The organism is Methylorubrum salsuginis (assembly GCF_900114375.1).
Taxonomy (GTDB): Bacteria; Pseudomonadota; Alphaproteobacteria; order Rhizobiales; family Beijerinckiaceae; genus Methylobacterium; species Methylobacterium salsuginis.
In genome coordinates this window covers 112,947-126,120 of record NZ_FOSV01000007.1, presented here as the reverse complement: position 1 = coordinate 126,120, position 13,174 = coordinate 112,947, and the positions used below count along the sequence as shown (strand labels likewise).

At 70.6% G+C, this 13,174-nt stretch carries 10 protein-coding genes; 5 read left to right on the top strand and 5 right to left on the bottom strand.

The genetic code is table 11. The features are described from left to right. Positions 1-70: 70 nt before the first annotated feature. The 5 genes from BM140_RS10970 (at position 71) to BM140_RS10950 (ending at position 5,578) form a co-directional block, all read left to right on the top strand. Positions 71-1,609 carry a phytoene desaturase family protein gene (locus tag BM140_RS10970; protein ID WP_091945521.1) on the top strand — a complete coding sequence of 513 codons (1,539 nt, stop codon included), beginning with the start codon at positions 71-73 and terminating at the stop codon, positions 1,607-1,609. Positions 1,610-1,674: 65 nt separating this feature from the next. Next, positions 1,675-2,430 carry a lysophospholipid acyltransferase family protein gene (locus BM140_RS10965; RefSeq protein WP_165616438.1) on the top strand — a complete coding sequence of 252 codons (756 nt, stop codon included), beginning with the start codon at positions 1,675-1,677 and terminating at the stop codon, positions 2,428-2,430. Beyond that, positions 2,427-3,560 (top strand): glycosyltransferase family 2 protein, encoded by a 1,134-nt coding sequence (locus BM140_RS10960; RefSeq protein ID WP_091945515.1) that lies wholly within the window; start codon positions 2,427-2,429, stop codon positions 3,558-3,560. The genes BM140_RS10965 and BM140_RS10960 overlap by 4 nt, the downstream gene beginning before the upstream one ends. A gap of 129 nt (positions 3,561-3,689) precedes the next feature. Continuing rightward, positions 3,690-4,802, top strand: a complete 1,113-nt coding sequence (locus BM140_RS10955) for a Ppx/GppA phosphatase family protein (RefSeq protein ID WP_091945512.1) — start codon at positions 3,690-3,692, stop codon at positions 4,800-4,802. A gap of 59 nt (positions 4,803-4,861) precedes the next feature. Further along, positions 4,862-5,578 carry an RlmE family RNA methyltransferase gene (locus BM140_RS10950; protein ID WP_091945509.1) on the top strand — a complete coding sequence of 239 codons (717 nt, stop codon included), beginning with the start codon at positions 4,862-4,864 and terminating at the stop codon, positions 5,576-5,578. A gap of 131 nt (positions 5,579-5,709) precedes the next feature. Here the strand turns inward: BM140_RS10950 and BM140_RS10945 are convergent, their stop codons facing one another. The 5 genes from BM140_RS10945 to BM140_RS10925 all read right to left on the bottom strand — a co-directional run bounded on the left by BM140_RS10945 (position 5,710) and on the right by BM140_RS10925 (position 13,090). After that, positions 5,710-7,158 carry an alginate export family protein gene (locus BM140_RS10945; RefSeq protein ID WP_091945506.1) on the bottom strand — a complete coding sequence of 483 codons (1,449 nt, stop codon included), beginning with the start codon at positions 7,156-7,158 and terminating at the stop codon, positions 5,710-5,712. A 401-nt stretch (positions 7,159-7,559) separates the two neighbouring features. Further along, complete coding sequence (gene murD / locus BM140_RS10940) at positions 7,560-8,933, bottom strand: UDP-N-acetylmuramoyl-L-alanine--D-glutamate ligase (protein WP_091945503.1); 1,374 nt, start codon at positions 8,931-8,933, stop codon at positions 7,560-7,562. Positions 8,934-8,978: 45 nt separating this feature from the next. Next, a complete protein-coding gene (mraY, locus tag BM140_RS10935) occupies positions 8,979-10,061 on the bottom strand; it encodes a phospho-N-acetylmuramoyl-pentapeptide-transferase (RefSeq protein WP_091945500.1) in 1,083 nt (360 codons plus the stop codon). A gap of 108 nt (positions 10,062-10,169) precedes the next feature. After that, positions 10,170-11,630 (bottom strand): UDP-N-acetylmuramoylalanyl-D-glutamyl-2,6-diaminopimelate--D-alanyl-D-alanine ligase, encoded by a 1,461-nt coding sequence (locus BM140_RS10930; RefSeq protein WP_091945496.1) that lies wholly within the window; start codon positions 11,628-11,630, stop codon positions 10,170-10,172. Continuing rightward, a complete protein-coding gene (locus BM140_RS10925; RefSeq protein WP_091945493.1) occupies positions 11,627-13,090 on the bottom strand; it encodes a UDP-N-acetylmuramoyl-L-alanyl-D-glutamate--2,6-diaminopimelate ligase in 1,464 nt (487 codons plus the stop codon). The genes BM140_RS10930 and BM140_RS10925 overlap by 4 nt, the downstream gene beginning before the upstream one ends. Between the last annotated feature and the right edge of the window lie 84 nt (positions 13,091-13,174).

The following is a 13,174-nucleotide window of genomic DNA, read 5'->3' as shown; positions in this document are numbered from 1 at the left end:
GACCCGCCGCATCCCGCATCTAGCTTTGCCGTGTAAGCCGGCGCCTCAGCCCCGGCGGGGATGAGTTTCGATGAGCCAGGGTTCCTCGGTCGCGGTGGTGGGCAGCGGGCTCGGCGGTCTGGCCGCCGCCTGCGTGACGGCGGCCCGCGGGCACCGCGTCACCGTCTACGACAAGAATGCCTGGATGGGCGGCAAGGCCGCGGTGCTGCACGAGGGCGGATTCCGCTTCGACATGGGCCCGACCATCCTCACCGTGCCCCGCGTGCTGGAGCGCGTGTTCACCGAGGCCGGCAAGTCGGTCCACGACTACATGGACCTGCGCCGCCTCGACCCGCAATGGCGCTGCTTCTTCGACGACAATTCCCGCATCGACCTGATCGAGGACGTGGACGCCATGGCGGCCTCCATGGACCGCTTCGCCCCGGGCCAGGGCATCGGTGACGGCTACAAGAAGTTCATCGCGGTCTCGGAGCATCTGCACGGCGTCTCGGAGCGGTTCTTCTTCTGGAAGGCGGTGCAGGACCTGTTCGACACGATCGACATCCGGGCCAACATGAACCCCGGCACGCTGCGCGACGTGCTGTCCTTGCGCATGCACGCCACCGTCGCGAGCACGATCCGCGGCAAGGTGAAGGATGCCCGCCTCGCGCAGATGCTCGACCACTTCGTGCAATATGTCGGCTCCTCGCCCTACGGTGCACCCGCCGTCCTCTGCGCCATCGCCCATATGCAGACGGCGGAAGGCGTGTGGTATCCGATGGGCGGCACCCGCGCGGTGGCCGAGGGGCTGATGAAGCTCGCGACCGAACTCGGCGCGACGCTGAAATCCTCCGACGAGGTGACCGGGCTCGACATTCAGGGCGGCGCGATCCGCGGCGTGAAGACGGCCTCCGGCACCACGCCGTTCGACGCCGTGATCTCGAACATGGATTCGGTGCGCACCTACCGCGAACTCGTCGGCGGCGAGGTCGGCAAGACCTACGAGAAGAAGAGCTTCGAGCCGGCCTGCTCCGGCGTGGTGCTCTATCTCGGCCTCAACAAGCGCTACGATCATCTCGCCCACCACGATTTCGTCTTCTCCCGCGACCCGGAGGAGGAGTTCGACTTCATCTACCGCAAGGGCGAGCCCGCCCCGGACCCGACCGCCTATCTGGCGGCCCCCTCCTCCACCGATCCGAGCGTGGCGCCGGAAGGCGGCGAGGCGCTCTACGTTCTGGTCCACACGCCGTATCTGCGCCCGCACCACGACTGGTCCAAGATGTTTCCGGCCTATCGGCGGACCATCCTGGAGAAGCTGAAGCGCACCGGCGGCATGCCGGACATCGAGGAGCGCATCGTCGTCGAGCGCCACCTCACCCCGCAGGACATTCACGACCGCTACAAGGTGTTGAACGGCGCAATCTACGGGCTCGCCTCGCACGGCCGGATGATGGGCGCGTTCAAGCCGGGCAACCGCTCGCGCGAGGTGCGCGGCCTCTACCTCGCGGGCGGTGCGGCCCATCCCGGCCCCGGCATGCCGATGGTGATGATGTCGGGCTGGATCGCCGCCGATGCCCTCGATGGGGACATCCGCGGCCGGGCCGAGCCGGAGCTGCGCGCCAGCGCGTGACCGGACGAGGCGTTCCGCCCATCCCACTCGAACTCCCCGAGCGCTCGGCCTTCGTCTGGCGCTTCATGGCCGGCTACCTCGACCGGTTCGTGCGCCGCCATATGAACGCCCTGCGGCTCGCCCGCTGGGGCGTGCCGGCGTCCGTCGAGGCCGGCACGCCGCTCGTGGTCTATTGCAACCATCCGGCGTGGTGGGATGCCGCGATCCTCATCGTCATCGGTGATCGCCTCTTTCCGGACCGCGCCTGCTACGCCCCCTTCGACGAGGCGATGCTCAAGCGCTACGGCATCTTCAAGCGTATCGGCGCCTTCCCGGTCGATCCCGAGAGCCGCCGCGGCGCGGCGCAGTTCATGACCGCGTCCCGCGCCGTGCTGTCGGGGCCGGGCCGCGCCCTGTGGATCACCGCGCAGGGGCGCTTCGCCGACGTGCGAACCCGCCCGCTCGGCCTCAAGGGTGGGATCGCCCGGCTGCCCGAGATCGCGCCGGACGCCCTGGTCCTGCCGCTCGCCCTCGAATACGCCTTCTGGGAGGAGCGCGGCGCGGAAGCGTTCTGCGCCTTCGGCACGCCGATCCGGGCGGGCGACCTCCTCGCCCTGCCCCGGCCGGAGCGCCTCGCCCGGATGGAGGCCGCCCTGACCGACACCCTCGACCGGCTCTCCGCCGACGTCATCGCCCGCGATCCGGCGCGCTTCGAGACGCTGGTCTCAGGGAAACGCGGCGTCGGCGGCATCTATGACGGCTGGCGGCGGCTCGGGGCGATGCTGACCGGGCGCCGCTTCGAATCCGGGCACCGCGCCGCCCGACAGGAGCCTGACCGATGATCCTGGCGCTCGCTCTGCTGACCCTCGCGCTCGCCGCCCTGCCGGCCTGCCTCGCGGCGGTGAACCTTTCGCTCCTGCGCACCCCCGAGCCGGAGCCGGAGGCGCCCGGCCTCGTCTCGATCCTGATCCCGGCCCGCAACGAGGCGGGGGTGATCGAGGGGACGGTGCGGGCGGCGCTTGCCAGCGCCGGCATCGCGATCGAGGTGCTGGTCGGCGACGACCACTCCACCGACGAGACCGCGGCCCTCGTCCGCCGCATCGCCGAGACGGATGCGCGCCTGCGCCTCGTCGCCGTGCCCGACCTGCCCGAGGGCTGGACCGGCAAGAACCACGCCTGCGCGGTGCTCGCCCGCGAAGCGCGCGGCGACCATCTCCTGTTCCTCGACGCCGACGTGACGCTGAAGCCCAACGCCGCCGCCGGTCTCGCGGCGCATGCGGCGCGCGCGAAGGCCGATCTCGTCAGCGGCGTGCCGCGGCAGGTCATGGAGAGCCTCGGCGAGCGCCTGACCGTGCCGATGATCAACTTCCTGCTGATCGGCTATCTGCCGATGGCCCTGATGCGCCTCCTGCCCGATCCGTCGCTGGGCGCGGCCTGCGGGCAGATGATCCTGATGCGGACGCAAGCCTACCGCGCCACCGGCGGCCACGCGACGATCCGCACCTCGCTGCACGACGGCGTGCGCCTGCCGCGCCTGTTCCGCGGCCAGGGCCTGCGCACCGACCTCGTCGCCGGCCACGCGCTGGCCACCTGCCGGATGTACCGCGACGGGCCGCAGAGCTGGGCCGGTTTCTCGAAGAACGCCCGCGAGGGCATGGCCACGCCGCGCGCCCTGCCGGTCTGGACGGTTCTCCTGTTCGGCGGCCACGTCCTGCCGTGGCTGGTGCTGCTCCTGGCGCTCGTCGTCGGTAACGCCTCGGCGGCCTGGGTCGCGGGAGGCGCCGCCCTGCTCTCGCTGGCCACGCGCGCCGCGATCACCCTGGTGGTGCGCGAGCCCGCCACCACCGTGCCGCTGCATCCGGCGGCCATCTGCACGGCGCTGGCGATCCAGTGGAACGCGCTGCTGCGCCCGACGCGGGCCGGCGTCGCGGTATGGAAGGGGCGGCGCTATCCCATCACCGGCGCGCCCTGACGATCACGCAAATTCTGCGGGCGTCGCGATCGAGCCTTTGCAGTTGCCGGGCAACGCCTGTAGCTTCGAGGCCACGATGGTGCGGCCTGCTGCCGTGTCCGCGTGCGTTCAGGAAGCTCGGCCGCGTCCATGAGGGATGAGAGCGCCGCCGCCGTGTCGGCCCGCCCCGCCGCCGACCCGCAAGACCCGCGGGACGGCGCCCGCACGGTCGTGGGCGGCCGGCCGATCGAGTCCTATCCGACCCGCTACGGGCGTCGCGACGCCTATGCCGCCCTCGATCTCGGCACCAACAATTGCCGCCTGCTCGTCGCCGAGCCGACGCCCAACGGCTTCCGCGTCATCGACGCATTCTCGCGCATCGTCCGCCTCGGCGAAGGGCTGGGCACTTCCAACCGCCTGACCGAGGCCGCGATCGAGCGCACCGTCGAGGCGTTGCGCATCTGCAAGGCCAAGATGAAGACCCGCGGCGTCACCCGCTCGAAGGTGATCGCCACGGAAGCCTGCCGCCTCGCCGTCAACGGCGCCGAGTTCGTGGCCCGCGTGCGCGCCGAGGTCGGGCTCGACCTCGAGATCGTCGATCGCCAGACCGAGGCCTATCTCGCCGTCACCGGCTGCGCCGCGCTCGCCGATCCGCGCGCCGAATCGGTGGTCATCTTCGACATCGGCGGCGGCTCGACCGAGATCGCGTGGCTCGACGGTGCGGCCGCCAACCCCTCGACCGACCCGACGCTCCGCATCCGCGCCTGGGATTCGCTGCCCGTCGGCGTGGTGACTTTGGCCGAGCGCCACGGCGGCACCGAGGTGACGCGGCTGACCTTCGAAGGCATGGTCGAGGAGGTCGGCGACCTCATCTCACCCTTCGCCATCCGCGCGGCGGCGGCGGCGACCGCGCCCTACTTCCACCTGCTCGGCACGTCCGGCACCGTGACGACACTCGCCGCCATGCATCTGCGGCTCGCCCGCTACGAGCGGCGCCGGGTCGACGGTCTCTGGATGAGCGACTTCGAGGTCAGCGACGCCATCGAGGACCTGCTCGACACCCGCCTCGATCAGCGGGTCGACAACCCCTGCATCGGCCGCGACCGCGCCGACCTCGTGCTCGCCGGCTGCGCCATCCTGGAGGCGATCCGGCGGGTGTTTCCCTCGGAGCGCCTGCGCATCGCGGATCGGGGCCTGCGCGAGGGGCTGTTGATGAACATGATGCGCGAGGACGGCGTGTGGCGCCGGGGGCGGTATCGCTGAGCGTCCTTTCCGCTCCGGTCGCGTTCCGCTAGGCACGGCCCCGTGAGAGGACCAACATCATGAGCGACCGGCGAGGCGGATCGGGCGGTCTGCGCGGCGACCTGAAGCAGCGGGTGAAGACCGGGCGCGGGCGCACGCTGTCGCAGAAGCGTTGGCTGGAGCGCCAACTCAACGACCCCTACGTGGCCCGCGCCAAGCGCGAGGGCTATCGCTCCCGCGCGGCCTTCAAGCTGGTGGAGATCGACGAGCGCTTCAAGCTGTTGAAGCCGGGGCAGAAGGTGCTCGATCTCGGCGCCGCGCCGGGGGGCTGGGCGCAGGTCGCCGTCAAGACGGTCGGCGAGACCGGCCGGGTCGTCGGCATCGACCTGCTCGACATCGAGCCGATGGCGGGGGCGACCTTCATCACCGGCGACTTCCTCGACCCCACCGCGCCCGAGCGCCTGATCGAGTTGCTGGGCGGACCCGCCGACCTCGTGCTGTCCGACATGGCGGCCAACACCACCGGCCACAAGAAGACCGACCACCTGCGCATCATCGGGCTGGCCGAGACCGCGGCGGCCTTCGCCCGCGAGATCCTGGCGCCGGGGGGCGCCTACCTCGCCAAGGTGTTCCAGGGCGGCACCGAGGGGAGCCTGCTCGCCGACCTCAAGCGCGACTTCGCCGTGGTCCGCCACGTGAAGCCGGCGGCGAGCCGCGCCGATTCGAGCGAACTCTACGTCCTGGCCACCGGCTTCCGCGGCGTAGCCGAGACCGAGGACGCCGCGGACGACGAGTAGTCGCCTCGGCCAGTCCCAGGTTTCGAAAGGACGACGTCCTTTCGCGGGTCCAGGGCGGAGCCCTGGTTTGGAAGGGAAACCGGGGCTGTGCCCCGGTGCCCCGCCAAAGGACGTAGTCCTTTGGGATCCCGTCAGAAGAACAGCGTCGTGTTCAGGTAGCCGTAGAAGGTGTTGCCGGTGTCGGGCGCGTTGGGGGCATTTCGCAAGAAGTCGCCCTTGATGAGGTAGGCGACGCCGGTGTCGAGAATCATCGCGTCGGGGACGATCCAGTAGCGGATGCGGCCTTCGATCTGCTGGCCGGCATAGCGGCCCGAGCGGCCGGTGCGGTCGCGGACCAGCGTCGCGCCGAAGCTGTCGGTGGGGGTTTCGAGGAAGAGCGGGCGGTAGGCCACGAAGGCGTCCCAGATCGGGCTCGGCGTTACTTCGAGGCGTAGGGCCGGCGAGATCAGGTTGGCGCGCTGCACCGGGCCGTAGAGGCCGGTCGGGCCGTATTCGAACCGCCGGGCGCCGAACAGCGTATCGAAGCGGTTGAAGCGGTTGGGGTTTCGCCCGTCGCCGCTGGCATGGTCGTATTGCAGCGCGACCCGTGGCCGCCACGGCGCGTCGAAGGTGTAGCCGACCTCCGCGTGGAGGAAGTAGGCCGACACGTCGAGATCGGTGCGGTCGGTGGCCGCCGCCGTCTCGCGGGCTTTGCCCGTCTGGTAGATCGCCTCCAGATCGTAATCGAAGGCGCCGAGCTTCGGCGCGCGGGCCAGCCGCAGGCCGGGGGTGAACAGGCGCCGGTCGCGGGTCTGGACCGAGCGCAGGCCGGTGCCGGAATCCCGCTCCAGCAGGCCGTAGCCGTACATCTCGAAGGTGCCGCCGAGCACGCCCGCCTTGGTGTAGGAGGCGCCGAAGAGCTGCAGATCGAGGCTCTCGCGGTCGAAGGCGATGTCGTTGTTCCGGATGCCCTGCGCGTCGTCGGGCAGGCGGGTGTGCGGCATCGTCCACAGCACGGTGAGGCGGTCCTTGGCGGCGTTCTGCCAGTCGTAGGAGATGCCCGTGTAGGCGTTGATGGTGTTGCGGAATTGCTGGCGCGAGACGAGGCGGCGCGAGCCGATGTTCTTGGTGAAGCGGCCGACCGTAAGGCTGCTCTTGGTGCCCTCGCCCGCGCCGTCGGCAAGGTCGAGGGCGAGGTAGGCCTGGCCCGGTTCGAGCGCGTTGATCTCGGTGGTGAAGGCCGAGGAGTTGCGCTGCTGGAAATAGCCGCGGCTGTCGAACAGCTCGCCGCCGATGCGCAGCGGCCCGGTCTCGTACTCGACGAAGAGCGTGGTGAGATACGAGTTGAGGATGTCGTTGCGGGCGAAGGTCTCGGGCCGGAATTGGTTCGCGATGCCCTCGGCGCGCGGCCGGAACGAGCCGCTGATGCGCAGGTTGGCCGGGCTGCCGAGCGCCTCGTGCAGGAGGAAGCGGGGCTTCGTCGGGTTGGCGGAGAAGACCGGGCCGCTCTGGGCGGCGGCGAGGCTGGGGATCGTGGCGGCGAGCAGGCAGGCGGGCAGCCGGAATCGTTTCAAGACATCATCCTCGTCCTGATGCGGCATGGAACGATCAGGGCGGAATATGCCCGATCTCTTATGCCAACGCTCAGGTTGGATGCATTATTCCGTAAGATTTTATTGAGGGACGGTCTTAATCCCGTTTGAGATGTGCTGATGCTGTACTCTCGCAACCCGCGGAGAAAATGCACTGTTCGGTGAAGTTCGGGGGATGAAAGCCGGATTTGCTTTGGCGAAGGTCCGGGCAGCGCCGCGATGTCCGGCCGATCGCCTCGGCTACCCCCGTCGTCACGGCGAGGCGAAGCCGAAGCAATCCAGCGCTCTGTACGGTTCGAACGAGGCGTGCCGAGGAAAACAGGACGGGCGACGCCGTCATGCGTGATCCGGAAAACGTCGCGTCCTGATCGCTTCGGCTCCGCTGCGCGATGCCGGGAAGCCTCGAACACTCAGGTCGCTGCTTCGGGCAGCGCCTGCACCAGCGCGCGAAAGCGGTCGCCGCGGACCTCGAAGTTCGGAAACTGGTCGTAGGAGGCGCAGGCCGGCGACAGCAGCACCACCGGTTCGGGCGCCTCCGAGGCGGCGGCCGCCTTCGCGGCCGTTTCGGTCGCGACCTCCAGCGTCCCGCAGCGGGTGAAGGGCACCCTCCCCTCCAGCGTCGCGGCGAAGGCGTCGCTCGAGGCGCCGATCAGGTAGGCGTGGGCGATGCGGTCGAAGAGCGGGCTCAGCGGCTCGATCCCGCCCTCCTTGGCCTTGCCGCCGACGATCCAGTGGATGTCGCGGAAGGCGAGCAGCGCCTTCTCGGTCGAGTCGGCGTTGGTGGCCTTGGAATCGTTGACGAACAGCACCCGGCCGCGGCGCCCCAGGCCCTCCATGCGGTGGGCGAGGCCGGGGAAGCTCTTGAGGCCGGTGGCCAGCGCCGCGCCCTCGATCCCCAGCGCGCGGGCGACGGCCACCGCCACGGCCGCGTTCTGGCCGTTATGGGCGCCGCGCAGCGAGCCGATGCCGCTGAGATCGGCGAGGCTGGCGCCGTCGGAATCGAGGATGCGGGGCCCCTGCACGATCAGGTCGCCGGCCTCCTCGCCGTGGCCCTCGACATGGATGCGCATGCGGGGCTCGCCGCGCCGGGCCGCGATGGCTGCGCAATAGGCATCGTCCACGCCGATGACGGCAAGGCCGGCGCTCGACACAACCCGCTCCTTGATCGCGGCGTAGTTCTCCATGGTGCCGTGACGGTCGAGATGGTCCGGCGTGAGGTTGAGGAGCACGCCGATGGAGGGCGCGAGCGAGGGCGTCAGGTCGATCTGGAAGGTCGAGAGTTCGATGACGTGGACGCGGCCTTCCGCCGGCGGCTCCAGCGAGAGGATGGCGGTGCCGATATTGCCGCCCATCTGCACGTCGCGGCCGGTCTCGCGCAGGACGTGGGCGGTGAGCGCGGTCGTGGTCGACTTGCCGTTGGTGCCGGTGATGGCGACGAAGGGCGCGCCGGGCGCGCGCGCCGCGCGCTCGCGGCAGAAGATCTCGATGTCGCCGATGATGGCGATTCCGGCGGCTTTCGCCAGCGGCACGGTCCAGTGCGGCTCGGGATGGGTGAGCGGCACGCCCGGGGCCAGGACGAGGGCGTCGAACCCGGACCAGTCGGCCTCGCGCAGGTCGGAGACCGCGATGCCCTGATCGCGCGCGCGGTCGCGGCTGGCGGCGTTGTCGTCCCAGGCGAGCACGTCGGCCCCGCCCGCCAGCAGCGAGCGCACCGTGGCGAGCCCGGAGCCGCCGAGGCCGAACAGGGCGACCTTCCGGCCGGCGAAGGTGGTGGCGGGGGTCATGGCGATCGGCCTTTCACGACGGCGCGACGCGCCTCCTATCACAGCTCAGCGCAGCTTGAGCGTGGCGAGCCCCACGAGCGCGAGGATCACGGCGATGATCCAGAAGCGGATCACGACCTGCGGCTCCTTCCAGCCCTTCTGCTCGAAATGGTGGTGGATTGGCGCCATGCGGAAGACGCGTTTGCCGGTGAGCTTGAACGACAGCACCTGGATGATCACCGACAGGATCTCCAGCACGAACAGGCCGCCGACGATGGCGAGCACGATCTCGTGCTTGGCCGCGACCGCGATCGAGCCGAGCAGGCCGCCCAGCGCCAGCGAGCCGGTATCGCCCATGAAGATCTGCGCGGGCGGCGCGTTGAACCACAGGAACCCGAGCCCCGCCCCGATCACCGCGCCGCAGACGACCGCGAGTTCGCCGGTGTCGCGGACGTAGTTCACCTGAAGGTAGCCTGCGGTGAAGGAGTTGCCGACGAGGTAGGCGATGATGCCGAAGGTGCCGCAGGCGATCATCACGGGGACGATGGCGAGGCCGTCGAGACCGTCGGTGATGTTGACCGCATTGCCCGCGCCCACGATCACGAAGGCGGCGAACGGCACCCAGAACCAGCCGAGGTTCAGCAGCGCGTCCTTGAAGACCGGGAAGGCGAGCTGATTCTGGAGCGAGGCCGGCGAGTAGATCGAGATCAGGAGGCAGGCCGAGCCGGCGATGGCGAATTCGAGCAGGAGCCGGAACTTGCCGGAAAAGCCCTTGTGCGACTGCTTCGTGACCTTGAGGTAGTCGTCGTAGAAGCCGATCGCGCCGAAGCCCAGCGTCACGGCCAGCGTCACCCAGACATAGTGGTTGCGTGGGTTCGCCCAGAGCAGCACCGAGACGATGGCGCCGGCCAGAATCATCAGCCCGCCCATGGTCGGCGTGCCGCGCTTGGTCAGGTGGGTCGCCGGCCCGTCCTCGCGGATCGGCTGACCCTTGCCCTGGCGGATGCGCAGGAGCGAGATGATCCAGGGCCCGAACCAGAACACGAAGAAGCCCGCCGTGAACAGCGCGCCGCCGGTGCGGAAGGTGATGTAGCGGAACACGTTGAGGGGCGTGAGCGTGCCGCTCAGTTCCGACAGGAGATAGAGCATCGGTTCCGTCCGCGCGCGGCCAGGTTCGGTTTCGAGTTCGGCCGCGCGGGGCGCGCCTCCGGACTCACGGTTGGGCGGGCGCCAAGAAGGCCCGACCGTCGATGGCGTTCAGCGAACCGCCTGGAGCGAGGCTTCGCGCTGGTCCGGGGGCAGCGCGTAGCGGGCTTTGACCGCTTCGACAATCCGGACCATGCGCATGGAGTTCGAGCCCTTGACCATCACGGCGTCGCCGGGGCGCAGGGCCGCGACCACGGCATCGGTCACCTCGTCGGCGGTGAGCGCGGCGACGCCGCGGCTCTCCATCGGCAGCGCCTCGAACAGGTGGCGCATCAGCGGGCCGGCGGTGAAGACGAGGTCGATGCCGTTGGCCCGCACGGCGTCCGCCAGTTCGCGGTGCAGGCGCTCGCCCGCTTCGCCCAGCTCCTTCATGTCGCCGAGCACGGCGATGCGGCGGCCCTTGGAACCGGTGTCGATGCCGGCAAGAGTCGCCAGCGATGCGCGGATCGAGGCCGGGTTGGCGTTGTAGCTCTCGTCCACGAGGTAGGCGTCGCCGTCGGCGATCCTGAGCGCGGTGCGCTCGCCGCGCCCGACCGGGGGCTTGAGGCTTGCCAGGGACAGGGCGGCGCGGGCGAGGTCGGCGCCGAGCGCGTGGATGCAGGCCAGGACGCCGAGCGAGTTCATGGCGACATGCCGGCCCGGCGTGCCGAGCTGGTAGGTGACGGGCAGGCCCATCACGGTCGCGTCGACCACCGAGATGTCGGGCCGCGTCAGGATGCGCTGCGCCCGAACATCCGCGCTCTCGTGCTCGCCGAAGGTGATGACCCGCCCCGCCTTCGAGGCCTGGGCGTGGGCGAGCAGGCGCGCAAAGTTCGGGTTGTCGCGGTTGATCACCGCGACGCCGCCGGGCGCGAGCCCGGAGAAGATCTCGCCCTTGGCGTCGGCGATGGCCGAGAGCGAGGGGAAGTGCTCGATATGGACGGGCTCGACCGTGGTGATCAGCGCCACGTCGGGCCGTACCTGGGCGGTGAGCGGCAGGATTTCGGCGGCGTGGTTCATGCCGATCTCGAACACGCCGTAGCGGGCGGATTCCGGCATGCGGGCCAGCGTGAGCGGCACGCCCCAGTGGTTGTTGTAGGAGGCGACCGAGGCGTGGGTCTCGCCCTGCGCGCCGAGCACGTGGCGCAGCGCCTCCTTGGTGCCGGTCTTGCCGACCGAGCCGGTGACCGCGACGATGGCGGCCCCAGTGCGGGCGCGGGCGGCCTTGCCGATGGCGCGCATCGCGTCGAGGACGGGATCGTCGGAGGTCTCCGGCACCGCCAGCACCGGTCCGAATGCCGAAAATTCTTCGGCGCGTGATTGCGCGACCACCGCGGCGCCCGCGCCCTTGTCGAGGGCGCCGCGCACGAAGTCGTGGCCGTCGCGGGCCTCGCCGCGGATGGCGAAGAACAGGTCGCCGGGCTGGAGCGTGCGGGTGTCGATCGAGGCGCCGCCGATCGGGCGCGGCGCGCCGTGCAGCGCGCCGCCGGTGGCGGCTTCGAGGGCGGCCGGGGTCCAGAGGGGGGCGTTCATCCGTTCACCTCGACGATCGCGGCGCGTAAAACCTCGTGATCCGAGAACGGGAGCACGCTTGTGCCGACGATCTGGCCGGTTTCATGACCCTTGCCGGCCACCACCAGCACGTCGCCGGGTTTCAAGCCTCGCACGCCTTCGCGGATCGCCTCGCCCCGGTCGCCGATCTCTTCGGCGCCCGGCGCGGCGGCCAGGATCGCGGCGCGAATGCTGGCGGGCTCCTCGGTGCGGGGGTTGTCGTCGGTAACGATCACGCGGTCGGCGAGCCGTTGGGCGATGTCGCCCATGATCGGGCGCTTGCCCCGGTCGCGGTCGCCGCCGCAGCCGAACACCACGACGAGCCGGCCCGTCGCGAAGGGGCGCAAAGCGGTGAGCACGTGCTCCAGCGCCTCGGGCTTGTGGGCGTAATCGACGAGGCACAGGCCGCCGTTGGCCTCGCCGATCCGCTCCATGCGGCCCGGCACGCCGGTGAGATGGTCGAGCGCGGCGAACACCGCCGCCGGGTCCTTCTCACCCGCCGGCGTCGAGAGGGCGAGGCCGGCGGCGACCAGCGCGTTCTCCACCTGGAAGCCGCCGACCAGCGGCAGCCGCACCTCGTGGGTGTCGCGTCCGTGCGCGAGCGTGAGGGCCTGCGAAAAACCTTCGGTGCGGGCGTCGAGGACGCGGATGAAATCGCCGTTGCGGCCGGTGGTGCGGATGGCGTGGCCGGCGGCATCGGCGGTGCCGACGACACGCTCGGCATAGGCGCCGTCGGCGTTGATCACCGCCGGGCGGCCCTTGGGCAGAAGCGTCGTGAACAGCCGAAGCTTGGCGTCGAGATAGTCCTCGACGGTCGGGTGATAGTCGAGATGGTCGCGCCCGAGATTGGTGAAGGCGGCGGCCGTCAGGGCGACGCCGTCGAGGCGGCGCTGCTCGATGCCATGGGAGGAGGCCTCCATGGCGAGATCGGTGATGCCTTCCTCGGCGAGCCGCGCCAGGGTCTCGTGCAGGGTGACCGGATCGGGCGTTGTCAGCGAGCCGTAGGACGCGCCGCGGTTCGTCACGATGCCGACCGTGCCGAGGCTCGCGGCGTCGCGGCCGATGCGGGACAGGATCTGGCGCACGAAGTCGGCGACTGAGCTCTTGCCGCTGGTGCCGGTGACGGCGACCACGGTCTCGGGCTGACGGCCCGACAGGCGGGCGGCGGCCAGCGCCAGGGCGCGGCGGGCATCCGCCACGGCGATCCAGGCGGTGGCCTCGGGCAGATCGGCCGGGCGCTCGCCCTCGCCGACGACCGCGACGGCGCCGGCCTCGGCGGCTTGGGCGGCAAAAAGCCGTCCGTCGGCCTGGGTGCCGGGCACGGCGACGAACACGCCGCCGGGGACGACCTTGCGGCTGTCAGCTGTCAGGCCGGCGACCGCCCGATCGGCGCGATCGATGCCGGCTTCCCCGAAGAGGTGGCCGAGGGTGGGCTGGCTCATGCGAGGGTTCCGCGTGTCATTCGGTGTCCGACCAGACGGACCGGGTCGCCGCCACCCCTCTTCCCCGTATGCGGGGACAAGGGA

What these genes read in the sequence shown, in the direction of transcription:
- BM140_RS10970 (WP_091945521.1), top strand. Translation starts at nt 71, where the DNA reads ATGAGCCAGGGTTCCTCGGTCGCGGTGGTGGGCAGCGGGCTCGGCGGT.
- BM140_RS10965 (WP_165616438.1), top strand. Translation starts at nt 1,675, where the DNA reads ATGGCCGGCTACCTCGACCGGTTCGTGCGCCGCCATATGAACGCCCTG.
- BM140_RS10960 (WP_091945515.1), top strand. Translation starts at nt 2,427, where the DNA reads ATGATCCTGGCGCTCGCTCTGCTGACCCTCGCGCTCGCCGCCCTGCCG.
- BM140_RS10955 (WP_091945512.1), top strand. Translation starts at nt 3,690, where the DNA reads ATGAGGGATGAGAGCGCCGCCGCCGTGTCGGCCCGCCCCGCCGCCGAC.
- BM140_RS10950 (WP_091945509.1), top strand. Translation starts at nt 4,862, where the DNA reads ATGAGCGACCGGCGAGGCGGATCGGGCGGTCTGCGCGGCGACCTGAAG.
- BM140_RS10945 (WP_091945506.1), bottom strand. Translation starts at nt 7,158, where the DNA reads ATGCCGCATCAGGACGAGGATGATGTCTTGAAACGATTCCGGCTGCCC.
- murD (WP_091945503.1), bottom strand. Translation starts at nt 8,933, where the DNA reads ATGACCCCCGCCACCACCTTCGCCGGCCGGAAGGTCGCCCTGTTCGGC.
- mraY (WP_091945500.1), bottom strand. Translation starts at nt 10,061, where the DNA reads ATGCTCTATCTCCTGTCGGAACTGAGCGGCACGCTCACGCCCCTCAAC.
- BM140_RS10930 (WP_091945496.1), bottom strand. Translation starts at nt 11,630, where the DNA reads ATGAACGCCCCCCTCTGGACCCCGGCCGCCCTCGAAGCCGCCACCGGC.
- BM140_RS10925 (WP_091945493.1), bottom strand. Translation starts at nt 13,090, where the DNA reads ATGAGCCAGCCCACCCTCGGCCACCTCTTCGGGGAAGCCGGCATCGAT.